Source organism: Pseudomonas sp. B424 (assembly GCF_055408345.1).
Window position 1 is genome coordinate 16,273 of the sequence record NZ_JBUZTL010000035.1, and the last position, 20,516, is coordinate 36,788.

General features: G+C 57.9%; 20 protein-coding genes and 2 pseudogenes. 10 read left to right on the forward strand and 12 right to left on the reverse strand.

Annotated elements, in window-relative coordinates; genetic code table 11:
• The first annotated feature begins 7 nt into the window (after positions 1–7).
• The 5 genes and pseudogenes from virB11 to ACZRMS_RS24280 all read left to right on the forward strand — a co-directional run.
• Positions 8–1,036, forward strand: coding sequence for a P-type DNA transfer ATPase VirB11 (virB11, locus tag ACZRMS_RS24260; protein WP_048377556.1), 1,029 nt, complete (start codon positions 8–10; stop codon positions 1,034–1,036).
• Positions 1,020–1,934, forward strand: coding sequence for a lytic transglycosylase domain-containing protein (locus ACZRMS_RS24265; protein ID WP_048377555.1), 915 nt, complete (start codon positions 1,020–1,022; stop codon positions 1,932–1,934). Before virB11 ends, ACZRMS_RS24265 begins: the two co-directional genes overlap by 17 nt.
• A gap of 29 nt (positions 1,935–1,963) precedes the next feature.
• A complete protein-coding gene (locus ACZRMS_RS24270) occupies positions 1,964–2,290 on the forward strand; it encodes a TrbM/KikA/MpfK family conjugal transfer protein (protein ID WP_053070061.1) in 327 nt (108 codons plus the stop codon).
• Positions 2,280–2,408, forward strand: coding sequence for a hypothetical protein (locus tag ACZRMS_RS24275; protein WP_254925078.1), 129 nt, complete (start codon positions 2,280–2,282; stop codon positions 2,406–2,408). The genes ACZRMS_RS24270 and ACZRMS_RS24275 overlap by 11 nt, the downstream gene beginning before the upstream one ends.
• A 27-nt stretch (positions 2,409–2,435) precedes the next feature.
• A pseudogene (locus ACZRMS_RS24280) lies at positions 2,436–2,582 on the forward strand (phospholipase D-like domain-containing protein); the annotation flags it as partial.
• Between the two features lie 120 nt (positions 2,583–2,702).
• Here the strand turns inward: ACZRMS_RS24280 and ACZRMS_RS24285 are convergent.
• The 7 genes from ACZRMS_RS24285 to ACZRMS_RS24315 all read right to left on the reverse strand — a co-directional run bounded on the left by ACZRMS_RS24285 (position 2,703) and on the right by ACZRMS_RS24315 (position 9,280).
• Positions 2,703–3,806 (reverse strand): FAD-binding oxidoreductase, encoded by a 1,104-nt coding sequence (locus ACZRMS_RS24285; protein WP_009682427.1) that lies wholly within the window; start codon positions 3,804–3,806, stop codon positions 2,703–2,705.
• A complete protein-coding gene (locus tag ACZRMS_RS24290) occupies positions 3,803–4,876 on the reverse strand; it encodes an aromatic ring-hydroxylating dioxygenase subunit alpha (protein ID WP_009682426.1) in 1,074 nt (357 codons plus the stop codon). Before ACZRMS_RS24290 ends, ACZRMS_RS24285 begins: the two co-directional genes overlap by 4 nt.
• A 186-nt stretch (positions 4,877–5,062) precedes the next feature.
• Positions 5,063–6,175, reverse strand: a complete 1,113-nt coding sequence (locus ACZRMS_RS24295) for a DUF2817 domain-containing protein (protein WP_095003307.1) — start codon at positions 6,173–6,175, stop codon at positions 5,063–5,065.
• Positions 6,176–6,198: 23 nt separating this feature from the next.
• Complete coding sequence (locus ACZRMS_RS24300; RefSeq protein ID WP_009682424.1) at positions 6,199–6,966, reverse strand: ABC transporter ATP-binding protein; 768 nt, start codon at positions 6,964–6,966, stop codon at positions 6,199–6,201.
• A gap of 27 nt (positions 6,967–6,993) precedes the next feature.
• Positions 6,994–7,707, reverse strand: coding sequence for an ABC transporter permease (locus ACZRMS_RS24305; RefSeq protein WP_009682423.1), 714 nt, complete (start codon positions 7,705–7,707; stop codon positions 6,994–6,996).
• Positions 7,704–8,393: an ABC transporter permease gene (locus ACZRMS_RS24310; RefSeq protein WP_009682422.1), complete on the reverse strand. Its 690-nt coding sequence runs from the start codon at positions 8,391–8,393 to the stop codon at positions 7,704–7,706. Before ACZRMS_RS24310 ends, ACZRMS_RS24305 begins: the two co-directional genes overlap by 4 nt.
• Positions 8,394–8,509: 116 nt before the next feature.
• Positions 8,510–9,280 carry an ABC transporter substrate-binding protein gene (locus ACZRMS_RS24315; protein WP_009682421.1) on the reverse strand — a complete coding sequence of 257 codons (771 nt, stop codon included), beginning with the start codon at positions 9,278–9,280 and terminating at the stop codon, positions 8,510–8,512.
• A gap of 381 nt (positions 9,281–9,661) precedes the next feature.
• Between ACZRMS_RS24315 and ACZRMS_RS24320 the strand changes: the two genes are divergently transcribed.
• Positions 9,662–10,591 (forward strand): LysR substrate-binding domain-containing protein, encoded by a 930-nt coding sequence (locus tag ACZRMS_RS24320; protein ID WP_009682420.1) that lies wholly within the window; start codon positions 9,662–9,664, stop codon positions 10,589–10,591.
• A 6-nt stretch (positions 10,592–10,597) separates the two neighbouring features.
• On the opposite strand, the pseudogene ACZRMS_RS24325 reads toward ACZRMS_RS24320, so the two are convergent.
• The 4 genes and pseudogenes from ACZRMS_RS24325 to ACZRMS_RS24340 form a co-directional block, all read right to left on the reverse strand.
• A pseudogene (locus ACZRMS_RS24325) lies at positions 10,598–11,213 on the reverse strand (LysR substrate-binding domain-containing protein); the annotation flags it as partial.
• A 29-nt stretch (positions 11,214–11,242) separates the two neighbouring features.
• Positions 11,243–14,209: a MobF family relaxase gene (gene mobF, locus ACZRMS_RS24330; RefSeq protein WP_048377553.1), complete on the reverse strand. Its 2,967-nt coding sequence runs from the start codon at positions 14,207–14,209 to the stop codon at positions 11,243–11,245.
• Between the two features lie 10 nt (positions 14,210–14,219).
• Positions 14,220–15,773, reverse strand: a complete 1,554-nt coding sequence (locus ACZRMS_RS24335) for a type IV secretion system DNA-binding domain-containing protein (protein ID WP_048377552.1) — start codon at positions 15,771–15,773, stop codon at positions 14,220–14,222.
• The gene (locus tag ACZRMS_RS24340; RefSeq protein WP_048377551.1) at positions 15,773–16,159 is read right to left on the reverse strand and encodes a hypothetical protein; all 387 of its coding nucleotides are present in this window, start codon (positions 16,157–16,159) and stop codon (positions 15,773–15,775) included. The genes ACZRMS_RS24335 and ACZRMS_RS24340 overlap by 1 nt, the downstream gene beginning before the upstream one ends.
• Before the next feature lie 429 nt (positions 16,160–16,588).
• Between ACZRMS_RS24340 and ACZRMS_RS24345 the strand changes: the two genes are divergently transcribed.
• The 4 genes from ACZRMS_RS24345 to ACZRMS_RS24360 all read left to right on the forward strand — a co-directional run bounded on the left by ACZRMS_RS24345 (position 16,589) and on the right by ACZRMS_RS24360 (position 19,083).
• The gene (locus ACZRMS_RS24345; protein ID WP_048377550.1) at positions 16,589–17,041 is read left to right on the forward strand and encodes a hypothetical protein; all 453 of its coding nucleotides are present in this window, start codon (positions 16,589–16,591) and stop codon (positions 17,039–17,041) included.
• Positions 17,038–17,760, forward strand: coding sequence for a StbB family protein (stbB, locus tag ACZRMS_RS24350; protein WP_048377549.1), 723 nt, complete (start codon positions 17,038–17,040; stop codon positions 17,758–17,760). The genes ACZRMS_RS24345 and stbB overlap by 4 nt, the downstream gene beginning before the upstream one ends.
• A 5-nt stretch (positions 17,761–17,765) precedes the next feature.
• Entirely contained in the window at positions 17,766–18,155 is a 390-nt protein-coding gene (locus tag ACZRMS_RS24355) for a hypothetical protein (protein ID WP_048377548.1), read from the forward strand.
• Between the two features lie 133 nt (positions 18,156–18,288).
• On the forward strand, positions 18,289–19,083 hold the full coding sequence (locus ACZRMS_RS24360; RefSeq protein ID WP_048377547.1) for a SprT-like domain-containing protein: 795 nt from the start codon (positions 18,289–18,291) through the stop codon (positions 19,081–19,083).
• A gap of 720 nt (positions 19,084–19,803) precedes the next feature.
• On the opposite strand, the gene ACZRMS_RS24365 is transcribed toward ACZRMS_RS24360, so the two are convergent.
• A complete protein-coding gene (locus ACZRMS_RS24365) occupies positions 19,804–20,043 on the reverse strand; it encodes a hypothetical protein (RefSeq protein WP_081791613.1) in 240 nt (79 codons plus the stop codon).
• Positions 20,044–20,516: the final 473 nt, after the last annotated feature.

The following is a 20,516-nucleotide window of genomic DNA, read 5'->3' on the forward strand; positions in this document are numbered from 1 at the left end:
AAGCGGTATGTCTGAGATTGCATCGTTCCGCGCCAAACTGAAAAACCTGGTCACGCTGCTGGACGATCCAGAAGTGACCGAAATTGCGATCAACGGCCCTGGCAACGTCTGGGCCGGTTATCACGGCAGTCGGTTCATGAAGCCGGTGCAGATCGAGGGGGTAACAACTGGATTAATTACCTCGCTCGGTGAGGTGATTGCCGCTCATACCGGGCAACAGGTTGACTCGTATACGCCGATTCTGTCGGGCCGTATTCCGATCAATCTCGCCGAGGGTGTGCCAGACAACCAGCGCGGCGATTACCGCGTGCAGGTTGTCTTGGCGCCTGCGGTCGAACAGCACATTGGCGGCATCGTCTGTATCCGTAAGCCCGGTATCAAGCAAATCACCCTGGACGAATACCAGGACACCGGGGCTTTCGAGCATATCAACGAGCCTCGGTTGCACAGCGATTATTCCGACGATCACCTGATAGCGCTGTATCGCGCTAAGCGCTGGAAAGAGTTCTTCATCGGGATCATGAAAGCCCGCAAGAACATCATGATTTCAGCCGGGACCAACGCGGGTAAAACCACCTGGCTCAACGGGATGCTGGAGCACATTGATCCGCATGAACGTCTCGTCACCATTGAAGACACCCGCGAGATCCGCACACCCAACAAGAACGTGGTTCACCTGATCTATTCACGTGGCGGTCAAGGTCGCGCCAAGGTCACACCGTTTGACCTGCTTGAGTCGATTCTTCGACTGACCCCCGACCGGGCAATCATGGGCGAGATCCGCGGCGGCGAAGCCTTCCCGTTTTTGGAGCTGTTGAACACCGGTCACAGCGGTTCACTTTCCTCGATTCACTCGGACTCGCCGGAAATGATGTTCGACCGCCTGGCGTCTATGGCTGCGCGTGGCGGCGCCGAAATGAACAAGTCGCAACTGATCGAATACTCGCGGCAACTGATCGATGTCGTCATTCAGTGGGAGTACGGCTTTGATGGCCGTCGCTACATCTCGGAGGTTCAATATGCAAAAGCTGCCTAAGTTCGCGGTAACGCTGTTGGCACTGGCCTGCACTCTCGGCCAGGCCTGGGCCGATGAACAAGCCCCGGTGCCGTTCTCTGAGCTGGCCGTTAAGTGCGCGCCTACCGTGCATCCGCAGACCCTAAAGTCATTGATCGGCAATGAATCGACCTACAACCCTTACGCTATTGGGGTTGTCGATGGCCGATTGGAGCGTCAGCCCAAGTCGTTGCGTGAAGCGGTGGCCACCGCCGAACGGTTGGAGCGCGAAGGCTTCCGTTTCTCGGTCGGTATTGGCCAGCTCCTGGTGACGAACATGCGGGCTCTCGGCCTGAGCTACGCCCAAGCGTTTGAGCCGTGCCGCAACCTGCAGGCGATTAGCGAGCTGATGGTCAAGAACTACACCAAAGCCCTGACCGCGAATCCGAACCCACAAGAAGCCCTGCGCGACTCGCTCTCGATGTACTACAGCGGGAACCCTGTACGTGGTTATCGCCCGGACAAAGAGGGTGATCTGTCCTACGTGCAGAAAGTTGTGGTCGGTGCCCTGAATCCTTCGAGTGCTGATCCGATTGTGCCTGCTGTGGAGGCCACTGCAGGCGATGAGGCGATACCCGTAGCGGTTGCATCACCAGGGGCACGAAAAACGCCTGTGCGCGCTCGTACAGCTTCGTCAAAACATAGTGACCCATGGGTGATTGTGACCGACGAAAACGGCCAGGCACCGCAACCCGCTCAACAGGCTGCGATGCAACCGGCGAGCCCTGAGCAGTCAAGGATTCAAGTTGCGCTGGACACTGGCGATGCTGCGCCGGTTGAACAGTTCCAACGCTTCGCTGATCCCAAACCAGCCGCTGCGCTGGCATCCGGCCAAGGGCAAGCGCAAGTCGAGCCATCTTTCGTACAGATCATCAATTGAATTTCTCGCACGCGAGAAAAGGGGGATTTATGCAAAAACTTCCATCCGTTTTTTTGCTGGGAGCGTTATTGCTGTCAGGTCCAGCCGTTGCTGATGAACCGGTCCAGCCGCCCTATGGCCATGACAGTAACCCCGACGCTTGCGGTGCTGTTCTTTGTCTACTTGGCATGACCCGCGATGGTGACTGCGACAAGTACATCCAGAAATATTTCAGTATCAAGCGTTACAAGCACGGACATTTCAGTCCTTCGCGCACGAAAGCCGCACGGGGGGAGACTGTTGAGTCCTGCAAGGACGATGAGGGTTTGACTAAAAAGGCCAACGATATTTGGGGGCCTGTAGAACATGGTTTCTAGAGTTTTCAAGCCACTGGCGTTGACGATGGCACTGGTCGCGGGGGGCAGCCTGCAAGTGCTGGCCCTGGCTGCTGACAACGAGGGCGACGCAAGCCGTCGCATCGAGGTCGGTTTCTAGCCCGAGGGCTCTGCACAGAAACTAGTCTTGCGCACCATTTACGCGGCCACCAGCTCTATCCGCGTTGCTGCGTACGTCTTCACCAGTCCAGACGTTACCCGAGCGCTGGTTGCCGCCAAGCAACGCGGTGTTGACGTGGCGGTGGTCGCCGATCACCGCAGCAACCTCGAAGAAGCGCGCTCAACTGCTGGGCGCCATGCCCTGACGCTTATAGCCAAGACGGGTACCCAAATATTGGATCTGATTTTTCGCGCCCAGCATCAGACACGCGGCCGACTTCGCCTACGGCGCTTACTATTGGCGCAGTTGCACCGTGATCGCACTGGTGGGCCGCGTGCAGCACAACAGGATGTCACCGTTTTGCGGAGCGTCCAGCGGGTCGTCGAAGTACTCGACCGTACCTTCGCGCAAGCTCACCTGGCAGGTATTGCACAAGCCCGCCCGGCAATTGAACGCCGGAGTCAGGCCCGCCTGTTCGGCCAATTCGAGCAATGAATGGCAGTTTTCATCCCAGGCTACGCGGGTGCCGGACGGCATGAAGCAGACACTTACGGCACCGTCCTTTGCCACAGGTTCGCTCAGCGTCGGCTCAGGTGGCGGCGCTGGACTGACGTCGTCTTCCTCAAGCACCGTCGCCGGGCCAAAAAACTCGTAATGAATTCGTTCGCGGGCCACCCCAAGGCTGCGCAACAGCCGCCAGTTGGCCTGCATGAAAAGTCTGGGGCCGCACAGGTAGATATCATAGTCGTCCAACGGCAGCAGGCTTTGCAGGGTTTGGCGACTGATCAGGCCCTGGCTGTGAAAGCGGTCACGATCCGCCTCGCTCGGATTGCGATAACAGAAGTGCACTTCAATGCCCGGGCGCCGGTCGGCCAGGGCCAGCACTTCATCGCGAAACCCATGCACCGCGCCGTTTTCGCAGGCGTGCAGAAAGTGCACCGGGCGCATCGACTGGCCGCTCAGGCGATGCAGCATGCTCAGCATGGGCGTCAAACCGACGCCGCCGCTGAACAGCACCACCGGCCTTGGACTTTGCTCGTCCAGCACAAAGGTGCCGGATGGGCCTGCGATGTCGAGTACGTCGCCAACCCGCACGCCGTCGTGCAGGTGGTTGGAACCTTGTCCGGCCGGCAGGTCTTGGCGATCGAACGGGGCGGGTTCACGCTTGACCGAAATTCGTACCTGGAGCGGGTTGTCCGTGAGGGCACTGACGCTGTAGTTACGCAGCACTCGAGTGCCGTCGCCCAACACCAGCCGCACCGTGAGGAACTGCCCCGGACGAAAGTCCATGGGTGCAGGACCGTCCTGCGGCGCGAGGACGAAGGAGGTAATGACCGCGCTTTCCGGCGTTTTCTCGATCACCCGCCAAGCCTTGAAACCTTGGGGTTGGCTGCTCATCTCAAACCCCCGCTGTTTGCGGTCTGGCCTTGTACCAGCGGGATCAAGTCCGCAGGTTGTTCCTGGGCAATCAATTTGGCCAGGTTACGCCGGAAACGCAGGGGTCCCGAGTCGGAGGCCAGGTCGATATTGGGGCTGCACTTGTTGGCCATGCCTTGATGGACGGCGGCGAGCACCACGCGGTCTTCGGCGAAAGCGTGACGTACGTCCTCATCGAACTGGCGCGAGACTTCCTCGTTGTCCTGGTCGAAGTTGCGCACCTGGAACCAGTAGTAGCGGGTGGTGGACTCATCGATGGGGGTCATGAAGTTGTAGGAGTTCATCAAGAACACCTGTTCGTGCACCGGCCCGGCATCCGATCCGGTGCCGGCCGGGGTGAAGATGGCCTTGATGATGGCCTGGGCCGGGTAGTGCACTTCGTAATGCTGCTTGCGGTCACAGTTGCCGCTGAACTTGACGAACTTGGCGTAGAACGGCGCCACTTCGATGTCGCGCATCCACCGCGACACGATCACGCCGACGTCTGTCACCGTAGTTTGCAGCGGCTCCTGGGCGCATGCGGCGCTGCCAAAGGAGGACTGGTGAACCCAGGCCACGTGGGAGGGGTCGAGCAGGTTGTCGGTCATGTACAGGTAGTTGCAGGGGATGACCATGCTGTCGCCACGATTCAGGCCCCAGGCCGGATCGCCCCATTCGGGCACGTGGCAAATCTTGCTGGCGTCGGCCAGCTCGGCATCGCCCATCCAGATCCAGATCAGGCCGTAGCGCACGGCCAGCGGATAACTGCGCACCTTGGCGCCTTGGGGAACGTGCTTACTGCCGGGGGCGCGCACGCAACTGCCCGAGCAGTCGAAGGTTAGGCCGTGGTAACCGCATTCGATGTCGTCACCTTGGCGCCGCCCTAAGGACAACGGCAGTTTGCGATGCGGGCAGGCATCTTCTAGGGCGACCGGGGTGCCATCGCCTTTGCGGTAAAGCACTACCGCCTCATTCAGCAGCTTGACCGCAAACAGTTGCTCACCGAGTTCGGTTTCACTGGCGGCGACATACCAGGCGTTGCGCATAAACATGGGGTCTCTCCTTATTATTCTTCGGATCGTGGCTAACGACGGATCCAGAATACGAGAGGCCAGTTGAGTAAGAATAGATGGATAAAACTGATATTTGGTTTAGGTTCTCTTAAGTGTTTATCGCGTCCCCACGAACATCTCCTGTGGGAGCTAGCTTGCTCGCTCCCACACTGGGTGCTGTGCGTTTTACAGACCGCCGCGCGTGCCTATCGCGGACAACGCCCGTTCCCAGATCTGCCGCGTTCGCACCCACACCAACTCTTGCCAGTCGCTGTCCGCGGGGAAGAATTGTTCAAGCAGTTGCAACTTGATCTGCCGTGCTTCGGGGCCGGTTGGGTCGCCGCGTAGGTGCAGCCACTGATCGTCGCGCAGCACCGCATGGATTTGTTGACCAGGGTAGGTGCCGCACTCGATCACGAACGGCATCAGTTGCACATGAGGCAAGGCGTTGATGATGGCCTGGGAGGTGTAACCGGTGGCAGTGGCAGCAACGCCGGTGTCACTCTGGCTGTTGGCGCTGGTCATCAGGGTGAACAGCCAGGGCCCGAACAACACCTGGGCCTGGGGCAGTGCCGGGTACGAGGCCTGGGCAATGGTCATCAACATCGGATGGCCATAATCGCCCGCGCCGGTGTGCAGGTCGAAGCACATCGCGACCTCGGCGTGTGCCAGGTGTTCGCCGAGGATCCGGTGCAGGGTCTGGTTCGACCAACTTGAGCTGTTACCGCCGTAGAACAGGCCATCGGGATGGCGATACTGACCGGCCTCGACAATCGACATCACCGCCGACCAGCCCTCGCGGCTGATCCGTTCATTGAGCTGGGCATCGGCGCGCTCACGTTCGGGGCCACGCAGTTGGGTACAGGTGTAGATCGGGTGCAGAGTTTCATAAGCCGCGTTGTCGGGTGGTGTCTTAGTGAAGTCCAGGTAGTTGCGGTTGAGGTCGATGTTGTCCTCGTTGACCCGACGCATCCAGGCCGTGCCCCACGGGTTGATCAAGTGGATCATCAGTACCGCGACGTCGTCGGGCAGGCTGCGCTCCCTGAAGGTTTGCAGCCATTGGCGCTGGCAATCCGAGCCGTAATAACCTTCCACGCCGTGGGTGCCGCTCAAGGCCACCAACACCCGTTTGGCCTGGGGGTTGCCGAGCAGGGCCACATCTGTGCCCAGGGCCTCGGCGAACGGGCCGCGCAATGGGTGCGGGTAATGGCTAAGACGGGCGCCGACGGCCTCGGCGGCGGCGAGGAATTGTTCACGCTGCTGGGTAAAGCTGCGGTGTGATGGAAAACCGTTACTCATGGTTGTCTCCTGTCGAAATGGGGTTACTTCAGGCGGCCGGAGAGGAACTGGGTCAAGCGCTCGCTTTGCGGACTGACCAGCACTTCACCCGGCGGACCTTGCTCTTCAACCCGGCCTTGGTGCAGGAACATCACATGGTTGGAGACGTTGCGCGCAAACCCCATCTCGTGGGTGACCACGACCATGGTGCGACCTTCCTCGGCCAGGGCCTGCATCACTTTCAGCACCTCGCCCACCAGTTCCGGATCCAGCGCGGAAGTGGGTTCGTCGAACAACATCACTTCCGGTTCCATGGCCAAGGCACGGGCAATGGCGACCCTTTGCTGCTGGCCGCCGGACAGGTGGGACGGGTATTTTTTCTCAACGCTCGGGTCCAGACCGACTTTATGCAGGTACTGCCGCGCGCGTGCCTCTGCGTCCTTGCGCTTGACGCCCAGCACATGCACCGGTGCTTCGATGATGTTCTCCAGCACGGTCATGTGCTGCCACAGGTTGAAGTGCTGGAACACCATCGCCAGTTTGGTGCGCACTTTTTGCAGCTGACGCGGGTCGGCCACCCGCAGCGCGCCGTTGAGATCCTGTTTGGTGCGGATTTGCTCGTTGTTTACCGTGATGGTTCCGGCGCACGGCTGTTCCAGGAAGTTGATGCAACGCAGGAAGGTGCTTTTGCCCGAGCCGCTGGAGCCAATGATGCTGATTACGTCGCCAGCTTTGGCCTTGAGCGATACGCCCTTGAGTACTTCGTGGTCGCCGTATTTCTTGTGCAGCTCATCTACGCTTAGCTTATACATGTTCGATGTCTCCAAAAGGACGGTCACTCAATGCGCCTGCGGTTGCAAGAAGGCCAGCCAGCGCACTTCGCAGCGACGAAACAGCCAGACCAGGGTAAACACCATCAGCGCGTACAGCACCGCCGCCAGGCCGAAGGCTTCGAACGAGGAGTAGGTCGCAGAGTTGACGTCGCGAGCGACCTTCAATAGATCGGGCACGGTGGCGGTGAAGGCGAGAGTGGTGGAGTGCAGCATCAGGATCACTTCGTTGCTGTAGTACGGCAGCGAACGGCGCAATGCCGAGGGCAGGATGATTCGCCGGTACAGGGTGAAGGTGGACATGCCATAGGCGCGGCCTGCTTCGATCTCGCCATAGGGCGTGGCGCGGATGGCGCCGGCGAAAATCTCCGTGGTGTAGGCGCACGTGTTGAGGGCAAAGGCCAGCAGGGTGCAGTTCATGCCCTCGCGAAAAAACGCATCGAGGGTCGGTTGGTCGCGCACCACTTGCAAGCTGTAGATCCCGGTGTAGAGGATTAGCAGTTGGATATACAACGGCGTGCCGCGAAACACGTAGGTGTAGAACCATACGGGCATGCGCAGCAGCGGATTGGACGAGACTCGTGCCACGGCCAGCGGCACGGCCAGGGTGCCGCCGATGGCGATGGAAGCGACTAGCAGCCAGAGGGTCATGGCCACGCCTGAGAGTTGGTAGCCGTCAAACCAAAGGTAGGCTTTCCAGTACTCCTGGACGATATCGATCATAGCTGCGCACCTCTGACGCCCACCGAGTAGCGGCGTTCAAGCCACATCAGCACGCCGTTGGAAACGGTGGTCAGGGCCAGGTAGATCAGGCCGCCGACCACGCTGAAGAAAAACAGGTCCATGGAGTTCTTGCCCGCGTCCTGGGTGACTTTGACGATATCGATCAAACCAATGATCGACACCAGCGCCGTGGCCTTGATCAACACCTGCCAGTTGTTGCCGATTCCCGGTAGGGCGAAGCGCATCATTTGTGGAAACAGCACCCGCACAAACACCTGCCGACGATTCATGCCGTAGGCCACGGCAGCTTCCAACTGGCCGGCTGGCACGGACTGAAAAGCGCCGCGGAAGGTCTCGGTGAAATAGGCACCGTAGATGAAACCCAGGGTCAGCACCCCGGCCGCGAAGGGGTTGATGTCAATCTGTTCGGTGTCCAGCCATTCAGTCAGGTTGTTCAGCCAGATCTGCAGGCTGAAGAACAGCAACAACATGATCACCAGGTCCGGCACGCTGCGAATCAGCGTGGTGTAGCCGGCGGCCAGGTGACGCAGCAGCGGTTGTTTCGATAGTTTGGCTGATGCGCCGATCAGGCCCAGCGTGACGGCCAGTACCATGGACATCAGTGCCAGCTGGATGGTCGCCAACGTACCTTCGAGAATGAGCGAACCATAGCCCTGTAAAAGCATGTTCTGTCTCTCCGTTGGCAAGGGCGGCCCGGGGGCCGGCCCTTGCGCGAAATGGATGGGCAAGGCGCCGGATCACCAAGCCGCGAGCGTTCCGGCACCGGTCAAGCGCAGGGCTTTTAGTTGTAGATGTCGAAGGTGAAGTACTTCTTCTGGATGGTGTCGTAGGTGCCGTTCTTGTGCATTTCGGCCAGTGCCCGGTTGATGGCTTCCATCAGCTGCGGCTCGTTCTTGCGCAGGCCGATGGCAATGCCTTCGCCCAGCAGTTCCTGGTTGTACACAGCGTCGCCGGCGAAGGCGAAACCGGTGTTCTTAGGCGTTTGCAAAAAACCCAGTTCGGCCACGGCGGCATCGGTCAGGCTGGCGTCGATACGGCCGCTGACCAGGTCCGGATACAGCAAGTCCTGATTGGGGTAGGTGACCATGATCACCCCTTTAGGCGCCCAGATTTTTTTGACGTACGTCTCTTGGGTAGTGCCTTGGGCTACGCCGACGCGCTTGCCTTTCAGGGATTCTGGCGTAGGCAGCAGACCGCTGTCCTTTTTCGCGATCAAACGGTTGGGGGAGTTATAGAGACGGTCGGAGAAGTCCACGTTTTTTTTGCGCTGGTCGTTGATGGTCATTGCCGACAACACGGCATCGAACTTTTTCGCCCGCAGCGCCGGGATGATGCTGTCGAATGCGTTTTCCACCCACACGCACTTGACCTTCAGCTCGGCGCAAATGGCGTTGCCCAGGTCGATGTCAAAGCCCACCAGTTGACCGTCGGGGTTTTTCGATTCGAACGGAGCGAAGGTCGGATCGACGCCAAAGCGAATGACGCTTAAATCCTTGGCCAGGACGCCGGTGGAAGCCAATGCAAAGACGGTGGCGAGTACAAATTTTTTCATTGTTGTTTTTCCTTTGTCTGACGGATCGAACGCTAACGATGTATTACAGAAAAATCTTTATATGATAGTACCTGTATATACATTTAATGCAAAATGCAGGCCAATTCACGGAAAATGCCTGCAAGGTGCTGTTTTTCGCGGTGCTGATAAGCCCGGGGTGGCTGAGTCGCCGGGCCACTATGGTTTTTTGGTACGCATGGTTACATCAGAGGCTGCACCGTATCGGGTCTTGCGTAACAACATGGGGCGTCTCCTGACCGGGACAGGTAAATACCCGCCAAAGCCAGAATACGAGGCTTTTCATATACAAAAAATGTCGAAAACTGTGGCTTGCTATAGCTCAGCTAAAGTATAAAACCGTCGATTGCTATGGAGATGATGATGAACAGCTTGCCTTCCCTGCGCGCGCTGCAGGTTTTTGAAGCCGTGGGACGTTTCGGCGGCATTGTCGAGGCCGCCAAGCGTCTGGGTATCTCGGCCGGTGCCGTCAGCCAACAAATGAAACTGCTGGAAGACACCCTGGGCTTGAGCCTGACCTTGAAGGTCGGCAAGCGTATTCGCCTGACCGCCGCCGGCCAGCGTTATCACGATAGCTGCGCAGCGGCATTCGAGAGCCTGCGCATCGCCCAGGTCGAGGTCGAGCGGTCGAAAAACGCCAGCAACCTGCGCATCAGCGCTTTGCCGTCATTGCTGTCGGATTGGTTGGCACCGCACATCTATGCCTGGCAGGACGAGCACCCGGAACTCAATTTGTTTCTCGATGGCAGTCACGCCGAACCTTCGCCAGAGGGCTACGACATCGATTTTCGCTTCACCTACGGCGACTACGTGGCCACGGAAAACGCCATCGAACTGTTTCGCGATTGCGTGGTGCCGGTGTGCAGCCCTTGGTTGTTGCGGCCTGATGTGCTGCTCAACAAACCGGCAGACCTGCTGGCATATCCGCTGCTGTCCATCGACTGGCTACCGAAGTTTGCCTCGCCGCCTTCGTGGCGTGACTGGTTCAAGGCCCAACAGGTGGACTGCGAAAGCATTCGCGATGGCTACCGCGTGTATTCCTTGTCTGCCATGGCAATCCAGGCCGCATTGGCGGGGCAGGGTGTGGTACTGGCGCAATACTCAATGGTGGCTGATGCGTTGTCAGATGGGCGTTTGATCAGGCCGTTTGCCCGGGCCTTGCCCTTGCCGTCGGCGTATTTTTTGGTGGGTGCCAAGGGCGCGTTCGACAAGGCCCACTGCCGCGACTTCCACCGTTGGATTGTGGCGCGCGGGCGTGAGCAAATGGTGATCAATCAGCGGTTGCTGGCGTAGCCTTCACTAGGCTGCGCTTGAGCTCAGGTTTTCGTCGGACAGTTCGCTGTTGGAGCGCCGGCACAGGTAGTACTGGCGGCCGTCATCCACGTGCAGGTCGAACAGCTTTACCAGTTCGCCGCTGGCGACATCGGCGCCACCAACGGCTCGCGCAGCAGCGAGCAACCCAGGCCGGTCAGCGCCAGTTGCCCGTCTTCGAGCAGCAAGCCATTGAGCGCACTGGCGTGCTTGACCTCGGCGACTTGAAACCATTCGGCCCAGGTGCCGCGTTCTTCGTCGTGCAGCAACGGCAGTTGGCTCAAGGCCTGGGGCGAGTCGATGGGGGCGTGGCGCTGAAGGAATTCGCGGCTGCAATAGGGCGAGACGGCACCCGAGATCAGCGGCTCGCTGTGATTGCCCGGCCAGTGGCTGGTTCGCTGGAATAGCTGCGGTGGTTTGCGTAGGTGACGTTGATGTCCAGTTCCGGGTTTTGCGCCAGGAACTCGACCAGCCTCGGAATGAACAGGTTGATGCCAAACAGCGGAATCAAGCTGATGGTCACCTGGCGCATGACGGACTTCTCGCGCACATGCTCGGTGGCGCTGTGCAATACCGCGAAAGCCGAGCGGATGGCACGGTAATAGGGGGCATGCCGAGATAAGGCAAAGTTCACTAATTTGGTATGCCGCCGCTTGGGCTGTTGGGCCGCATGCGTTTTTCGCGTTCCAAAGCTCGCTCGGTTTTTGGCCCATCCACAACCGTTTTCGGGGCGTGCGCTTTCTGCAGGCGCTGGGCGTCCCGCTCTTTTTGCAGCGCCAGTGCCGTGGTTTTGTCGTAGCGCTTGGCAATAGAACCCGGCAAACCGGCGATAGCATCGGTGTAGATCCTCGCTTCCAACCGCGCCCGACTGATGGCCACGTAGAACAGATTTAGCGAAGTGGTACGGCTCTTGGTGTTCACGGAGATCATCACGCGATCATTGGTTAGGCCCTGCGCACTGTGAACAGTCGCGGAATAAGCGTGTTCCAGGTGCAGCGGTTTGTTCGATGGCAGCTTCACCACGCGCTCCGGCTTTCCGTCGCGCTCTCTGGTCGAAGCCAGCTCGATCATGCCGTTGGCTGTGCTGATAACTCGCATCCGGTCGCCGTTGGTGAGGTCGAGTGATGGCGTGTTGCGGGTGATGCGTACCAGGTCGCCAATGGACAGCTCCGGGCGCTCTGCCTTGTAGACGCTGAGCTTTGTAACCTGTCGCGAGTTGATCTGACGGCTCTGGCCATCGGCACCGGTCACGACAAGGATGTTTCCCGGTAACGCCTGTTTGACGGTGTAGTTCTCGCCACGAACCAAGCCCGCTTTTTTGTAGTCTTTCTCCGGCTGAATGACCATTCCTTGCTGGTAGGTCGGTGCGTAGCGCCGCTCTGCCTGAGTCATATCAACGCGGTTCAACGTGTCGAACTTCGCCCCCCGGCCCTCAAGGCCCAATGCCTTGCGCGCCAAAGTGTTGATCTCTTTGCGGTCTTTGTTTGTACCGGCAACGATCAATACCTCTCTACGCTCCTGGTCAGTCAGTTGCATGTAGTCGTTGACGATCGCTTGATGTCGATCGATAGGGTTGCGCAGTTCCTCAATGTGCTTGATGTGCTGCAGCGACTTGGGAGTATTGCCATCGGCGGCGTGCTCGACGGCTAATTTCAACTCGGGGTCTTTCTGCCGCTGGATCTCCTTGATCCGGGCGGTTTGCATGCCGTTCTGCTGGAGCTGGGCGAATGGTTTTCCCGCCTCGATGGCCTCGGTCTGTTTGGTATCGCCCAGCTGAACAAGGCGGGCCCCGGACTTTTCCACCAGCCGCATGAGCTGTTCCATCTGGCGAGCGCCGACGACACCGGCCTCGTCGAGAACAATGATAGTCCTCTCGTCCAGGGTCTTGTCTTTGGTGTTGAAAAAGCTGGCCAGGGTATGAGCGTCCATCCCCTCGTTTTTGAGTGCGGCAACTTGGTTCCCATACGGCGCCAATGCGAGGATTCGATAGCCGAGTTGATCCTCTGTCTTGCCGTAACTCATTGCCTCGTTGACGGATGTGAGCAGTTGCACGGCCCGCTCAACGGAGTAGGTTTTGCCCGTACCAGCATCACCCTGAATGCCGACAAACCGATTCTCCGTGCTGACGATGGTCTCGACGGCTTGCCGTTGGCCAGCGGTGAGGGTTGATCCTTCAAGTGCTTTAGCGACCTGCTCCTGGGACATGAGCGGCGTCACCTGGCCCCGGCCAGTGCGCTCAATGGCAAGGATGGCTTTCTCGCGCTTCAAGCCTTTCTGTGTGGTGTAGCGCTTCTCGGTTGGCACCAATGAACCGCGCTCGATGGCGGTGGCCACGTACTGTTTTGCCTGCTTGTCCGTCCAGCCTTTCAACTCCTGCAGGTGAGCTTGCCAACCTGCAGGCGACAACACGGGCGCGTTTTCCGTGGGCTGTGCCATTGAGTAGGCCGGTGCTGACTCTATGAGCGTACCTTGTTGTACCAGCCGGGCTATTTCGGCCCGTACCTGGTCAGGCCCGGCCAACCCTACCGAACGCTGGAGCGCCACGGTCAACAGGTCCAACTGGGTAACAACCTGTTCACGCTCGGTCAGGTGATTGATTGCGTATTGCACAACGGCTTGGGCCGGTGTCAGCCCTGCGGGTAGATTGGGATCAGATGGAACGCGGCCAGCGCCTGACGCTGGGCCTGATTCACCATACTCGCGGCCATCCAATCGGCTTTGTGGGCCGTAGTCGATCCCTAACTCGCGGCTTTTCGTCACCCAATACTGTTTCACCAGATCGTGGTCGCGCTCGTCTTTGTGCGGCCTGGTGGCCATTGAGATAACTTGTTTTTCCAGAGTGGTCGCGTCGGCCCGGGTTTTCCCGTCCTTGGCCAACGCTTCTTCAATGACTTTGCTGCGGCTGGAGAATGCTTCGATCTGTTCCCGTGAAATGTGATTCAGCTCGAAGTTGCCTTTGCCATCGAGTACGCGGATCTCGTAGCCCAGCTCGCGCAGCTCCAAGGCCAGTTGGCCCTTGTACATGGCGTCAACTTCATGCTGAACCTTGAAAATATCGTCGTTGAACAAGGCACGCCATTTACCATCGGCGCGCTGCGTCATGTTCATGATCACCGCATGGGTGTGCAGTTGGGGATCCTTGCCGCGACTCATTTCGTGGCGAAACTTGCCAATGACCATGTTCCCCGTGCGTTCGCGCAGGAACTTGCCCTGTACCTTGCGCCGTGCCTGGGCGAGCTTTTCGACGTGGTGCATGGCCTTGGCCACCGCCCGGTCGTGAGCCAGGGTGACATTTTTGTCGCCGGCGACGAGTGCTTGCATCGACACCGATTTCGGCGCCGAGAATGTCATGTCCAAGCCCATGCGCCGCTTGTTGGTTTCGGCATTGAACGTGGTGTGGATCCGCTCGCCGTTCGGCAACTTGCCATCAAGCAGTTTGGCCAGTTGCAGCTGATCGACGGGGCCGACCAGGCCGAGCCGTTCGGCACCTTCGCCTTGCCACTCGCCGGGTGTTTCCTTGGCGTAGTAGTCGTCTGCAGCAGAGAAATAACGTGCTGCAGCGTACTGGTTGTTTCCTCGAATCGGCGTGACGTTGAGCATGCAACCTCCGTTACGCAGCCTGACCGGCAACGACTATTCCCTGCGCTCTCTCTTTGTGATTCACATAGGGCAGCTTGATTTTGGTGATAGGGAAGTCCTCACCGAATTTCAGATAAGCCTCAAGGTCTTTCAAATTTGAGATTTCGGAGTCCATGACCACGGGCTCTTTCTTGATCTCTGGCGAGCGGTTGCTGCGGCCGTTGCTGAAAGAGACACGCATACGCCTGACTTCCTGCTGGCCAAGGATCTCGCTGGCCTTGTCCGAGGTTTGTGCGTTGGATGCGGCAAGAATCACGTAATTACGGAAGCAAGACAGCACCGTTTCTGCATCGTGTTGGCCATAGCTGGTGATCAACTGCGACCAGTCCTGCAGACTGGCAACCATACGAAGGCCGTGTTTCCGGCCTTTGGTGGCTGCTGGCACGAACGATTCGAGTTTGCCCAGCGACTGCAGCTCGTCCAGGAACATCCAGAGACGTTTCCCGGTCATGGGCTCATAGCTGAGGATGGTCGCGCAGATCGTATCAATCCACATGGCCACCAATGGCTGCATGGTCGAGCGCATGTCCTCCCGCCAGGTGATAAACAGATTGCCCGCATTCGGGTCTGTCACCCACTTATGGATCGAGAAACTACCCTTGGTCATGAAGCGCAGCGGGCGAATGTACTTGTTCATCATGAACTGAATACTGGCAATCGCCTTTTCAGCGTTGTCGCGGAAATAGCCCTCGGAGTCGGTGTTGGCCAAGAACGCCCGAATGGTGTCCCCATCCTCCCGAACCAGCAGGTTTACCAGCGTGTCCTGGTTCGGGTTGTTGGTTTCCTTGAGCTTACGCATGGTGTCGGCCAGTACGTCACGGGCATACGCGCACCACTGTTCATCACCTGGATCCACCTGCGGCGGGATGATGGATTTCGCCATACGGTCGAAGTCGTGAACACCCTTGATCTCGTTGAACACCGTCCAACCTGCTGACCGAGCATCGAAGGGGTTGAGAATCACATCGCCTTTGAAACTGAACTTTGAGTAAAAGGTGCCGTTGGGATCGACAACGGCCATCTTGTCGTTACGCTTCAACGCCGAGACCATCATGCTTTCCATGGTGACGGACTTACCGGCACCGATGGACGCGCAAATCATGGTGTTTCGATCTTCAAGGTGCAGTGGCATCGGCACTTTGCCGACCATGATCGGTTCGATGTTTTCCAGCCCACTTTTGCGGCGTTCACGGTTGGTTTGGGCGTTACGTCTACGGACTTTGCTGTCCACGTAGTGCCAATTTCGCATGCGAGAACCGCGCAAATGCTCAATGAACCGTTCGCCACGGAACCCATCGTCGCAATACTCATTGAGGTAGTAGACCAGGGCACCGGCCACCACGGAGGTGGCCACCGTGCATCCGGCCATGATTGGGTTCTGCAGTGTCTGGTGCAATGTCTCGCGGAAGGCGCCGGGGAATGGTGTAAACGGCATCTGCGCCAGGTAGGCGCCGCCGACCCAACCGGCGATTGGCAGAGCAATCCCCGCCGTCAATATTGCGCTATCGACTTCTTGTTTGTGCACTAGTCCTCTCCTGATAGACGTTCAATGTCCTTAGCCAACTCGGGCAACAGAGCGGCTAATGCTTCCTCGTTGCTCCCCAATGCGGACAGTTCGGCACGCAGCTCGCTGAGCTTTCCTTGCGTGCTGTTCTGTCGTAGCAGGTAGACCACGATGGCCAGAATGGTTCGGTTAGTGGCCTGCGCCTGGTCGAGTGATTCGAGCAAACTCATGATTCGTTGTTGGTCTGCCCACTGGTCGATTCCGCCCTGGTGGCTGTCCACTTTGGACGGCTCAAGCAGACGATCACGCATGTAGGTGGACAGGTGTTTGTAGCCTGCCAAAGCAGCCGATTCCTCGACCCTGGCCAGCTGCTCATCGTTCAAACGTATCGGTACGGTCTTCCCCACATTGCCCCCTCATGGCGGTCAAAATCCCCCCTTGAAATGGAGGGGTCCAGGTCTTCGAGTTCATGTATAACAAATGTAATACACAAAACACTATTAAAATATGGTCCATATTGTATATTTGTAATACATCTGTATCACATGTGCATTCAGGCAAAACCCACTGGAAGCACTGTATATGCTGGGCTGACCTCCCGCTAGGGAGGTGCGTGATGTGTATTAAGATTTTGATCCTGTTAAGGATCAAAAATTATGCTCTTGTTAAGGGCGTATCCATCATTTAGGTCGAAGACCGTAGAAGAGGGTACAGGTAGGGTGCAAGGTGGGTGCTGTAAGGCTGCACAATGGATGCAGGAAGGGTTTAGCTTGACTATGTGTAGGGGGTAAGTAGGATGCACAAAGAGAGCAATAAGGGTGCATATAGGGTGCAATATGGCAAAGCTAGACCTAGCGACTGCATTGCAGGCAGTTGAACCGGAAACCAAGGCGGCACAAATACGCCAGGTGATGCCGATTATCGAGCAGCAATTGAAGGCGGGAGTTAGACGCCAAGCGATCCTGAATGTGCTCAAGGAGCAGGGGATCGAGATCAGCATGGAGACGCTGAAAAGTTACCTGTATCGGTATCGCAAGTCGGTCAAGGCCGGAACGGTCGAAGCACCGGCAAATGTGCCAAATTCGCAGTCAGCTGCGGTAGTGCCAGAGGCAACCGCCGAAAAGCTGGAAATTGTATCGTACGATACAAAGACGGAAAGTCAGGATCTACCGGCGCCAATAATGGCGCCGAACGAATTGAGCAAGATCATGAACCCTGGGGATGATGTGAACGCCTCAGAACTGGCTCGCTACGAGAGTGCGAGCCCAAGCAGAAGGAGACGCACATGAGTAAAATCGCCGTAGTGAATTTCAGCGGCAACACCGGCAAGACGACTGTATCTGATCAGTTGTTGTCGCCCCGGATGGACGCGCCGCGCTTCGCCATCGAGACAATCAACGCGGGGGCTTCTGACACTGCCGCCGAGATCGAGCGTATGAAGGGGCGTCAGTTCGGCGAGCTGCAAGAATGGCTGATGGTCGAGAGCAAAGCTGTGGTCGACGTGGGAGCCTCGAACGTCGAAGACTTCTTCAAGTACATGGGGCAGTTCGCTGGCTCGCAGGAAGAGTTCGATTACTTCCTGGTGCCCACGGTCAGCGAGAAGAAGCAGCAGGCCGACACGATCAACACGATCAAGACGCTATCGGCGCTTGGCGTACCAGCCAAGCGAATCCTGGTCGTGTTCAACAAGGTGCAGATTGACGATGCAGACGACCTGCCGCAAACCTTCTCGGCGGTGTTCGGCTTTCACAAGCTGGAGAAGAAATTCACCCTCAACCCTGACGCGGTGATCTATTCCAACGAGGTGTTCGAGCGGCTGCGTGCGTTCAAGAAAAACATTTCCGAGGTCGTGAAAGACACCACGCCGTACCGTGAGCAGTTGAAAGACGCGAAGACCGAAGAAGACAAGGAGCACGCCATACGGATGATATCGGTTCAGCGCCTGGCTAAGTCGGCCTGGAAGAACCTCGATGACGTGTACGCGGCGCTGTTCGGGAAAGGGAAGTAACGGCGATGGGCAAGGATCCGACAACCGCCCGCGAAGCGTTGGCGGTTCAGATGATGGAAGACATTGACGCCCTGGTGCGCCGTCTCGAAGAAGTGGACGGCGAACTGGGGGCGAAACTGGACCAGGCGATCAAGGACGGCGCGGCCAAGGCGTTGCTGCAGACGCGGTTGAACTTCGAGTCAATGATGGAAACCCAGCAGGTGGCGTTGCTGCAGGCTGGCCGTGAGGCCGCCGCCAGGATCGGTAACGAGCTGAACCGCAGTTCGGCGCCGCTGATCCTAGCAGCCGGAGGGCTGCGCCGTTGGTTCTTGGCGTTCACGCTTACGGCGTTGGTATCAGCGATTGTCGCCGGTGCCGTGGGTGCTTTCATCGGGTATCGACTGGCAACAATGTAAGGGGGGCGCCCCCTTTTATTGGGGTTTATCCTGTATCGTACGATACAGGATAAACTTTCCGTATTGCCACAACCCTCCCCCCGTAGGCGATCAGGCCAGGGGGGATTTCTCGCGTGCGAGAAAAGGAGGACACATGACCGCAACTGCCAGTCAGGAACTGTACGAAGAAATCGAAGGCGCCTATGCGTACTTCAACGAGGTGCTGTTTGATGGCCAACTCCCTGGCTGTCTGTTCACGTTGCAGCGCAAAAGCAACACGTTCGGGTACTACTCTGAGTCGCGCTTTCTTCGCCGGAACGGCGAAGGAAAGAGCGATGAGATTGCGCTGAACCCTGCATATTTCGCGCACCGTCGCGTAGAGCAGACCCTATCCACACTGGCACATGAGCAAGTCCACCAGTGGCAGGCCCATTTCGGCAAGCGCTCCCGATCCGGGTATCACAACGCGGAATGGGCGAACAAAATGCAGTCCATCGGGCTGATGCCGTCCGACACCGGCGAGCCTGGCGGGAAACGTCATGGCCAGCAGATGACGCACTACATCATCGAGGGCGGGCCGTTCGATCTTTCCAGCAAGGAACTGATCGAACAGGGCCGCATGTTGTCCTGGATCGACGTGGTAACCAAACGGGTTCCTATGTCGGCAGTGCTGCTCTACGGGCCTGGCGGCGAGCCGGTGCCAGGTACGCCGGAAGATCCGACGATAGATATATCGGCGCTGACCTCGGCGGGTTTGCTGCAGCCAGATCCTGGCAAGGAAGACCCGAAGAACAAGCGCAAGTACACCTGTCCGAGTTGCCACCTGAATCTATGGGGCAAACCGGGGCTTAGCGGTCGGATTCAATGTATTGAGTGCGCAGTCCCGTTTGTGGACTCGAAAGAGCTGGTCGAAGTCCCGCCAGAGGTGGCGGCTGAGAGCGGCGAATAGGCCCGCGCAGATCGCGGGCGAAGCCCGAACCATTCCAACTTGCGGATCCAAGGGGGGCACCCCTTTGGTCGCCGAAGGCATTCCGATGCAATGGCCAGCGCATGAAAAATCGCCCAGCGAGCGGGGCCCGTCAGAGGCCAGAGCGAGCGATGCAGTTATCCACGGGCCGGGAGGTTTCTTGCCCGGGCGGTGGATAACTGCAGGGTGATTTCCTGAGTCGTGCGCAGATCCAGGACGCGGGCTGTTGCATCGCCCGGGCTATCGGCTTTTTCCCTGTATCGATATAAAGAGTGGGGGACGTTGACCTGGTGCAAGCGGAGCGCGCAGCCCGGGACGGGCGAAGGCGTGAGGATCGAAGCCCGAAGGGCCAAGACCCGGCGCGCTTTTGGCCGGGGCTTGGTTTACGAGAGCCGTTTCGGCGAGGCCGAACACGCACAGCGGCGGGGTCACACCGGCTCGCGTTGCGGGTAACGCACCCTATGTTCAATCGGGGGTACAGAGAAGGGGTGCATAGAGAAAACGGAAAAAATCGTACGATAGGCCCTGTGACCCGCAAAGTTCGGGCATGTCTCTGTCAGAGTGTTTGCACTTGCTCGGTTTGCCTTTCATTTCTTGACTACAATCGTGGGAGCTGAAGGATCAGATCCCCTCAACAAAAGCCCCGTCAAGATGCCGGGGCTTTTGTTTTCAGTCCACACCGTTGAGCAGAGAACGACTAGATCATGGTGAGCTGATGCCGGTAGGTGTTGTCATAGAGGTTTGATAGTGCTCCATGTTCAGTCTTTCGCATTCAGCATCTGCTTCTATCTGTGTCGGGTAGGTGAACTGCAATCGCTGCTTATCTTGATTGTCATAAATATCAAACCCGCCAGGAACTGTAGTGGAGTGAAAGCGAGTTCCATTACGAATCGATCCTGTTTCGATGGGGATCGCAGGAACAACAACAAATCTCTGAATCATCGTCGCGTCCTTGTGTTGAGTGAATCTTAACTAATAGCGGCAGCCCGCCACTTCTTCAAGTTTTGATAAACCCAATGACAACCAAGCAGCCTGAAGCCGTGGCCTGTCAGGTTGAAGTCATAGAGGTTTGTAGGGAAACGTCAGGAAAAGCCGAAATAGCCCCTATCTTGACGTACTTCGGTCGTCCGGTCTGACGCCAGGTTGAGGCATAGCCCAACCTGACGGATCGATTGACAGCTCATTATTATTCACTATGATTAACCCTGAGTCGAGCTATGGCAAAGTCACTCAAAATAAATCACAAAGGATAGATGATGAGCCAATCCAGCCCTTTGACGCACCAGGATGCCAACCATCGCGATTCCGCATGGGAGCGTGCTGCCAACTACGAGAAGGAAGAGCGCCCCATCCACCCAGTTAGCAAAATTGTGATCAAGGGGGCGGTTGATGTTGTGTTCTTTCGCTCGTCATCA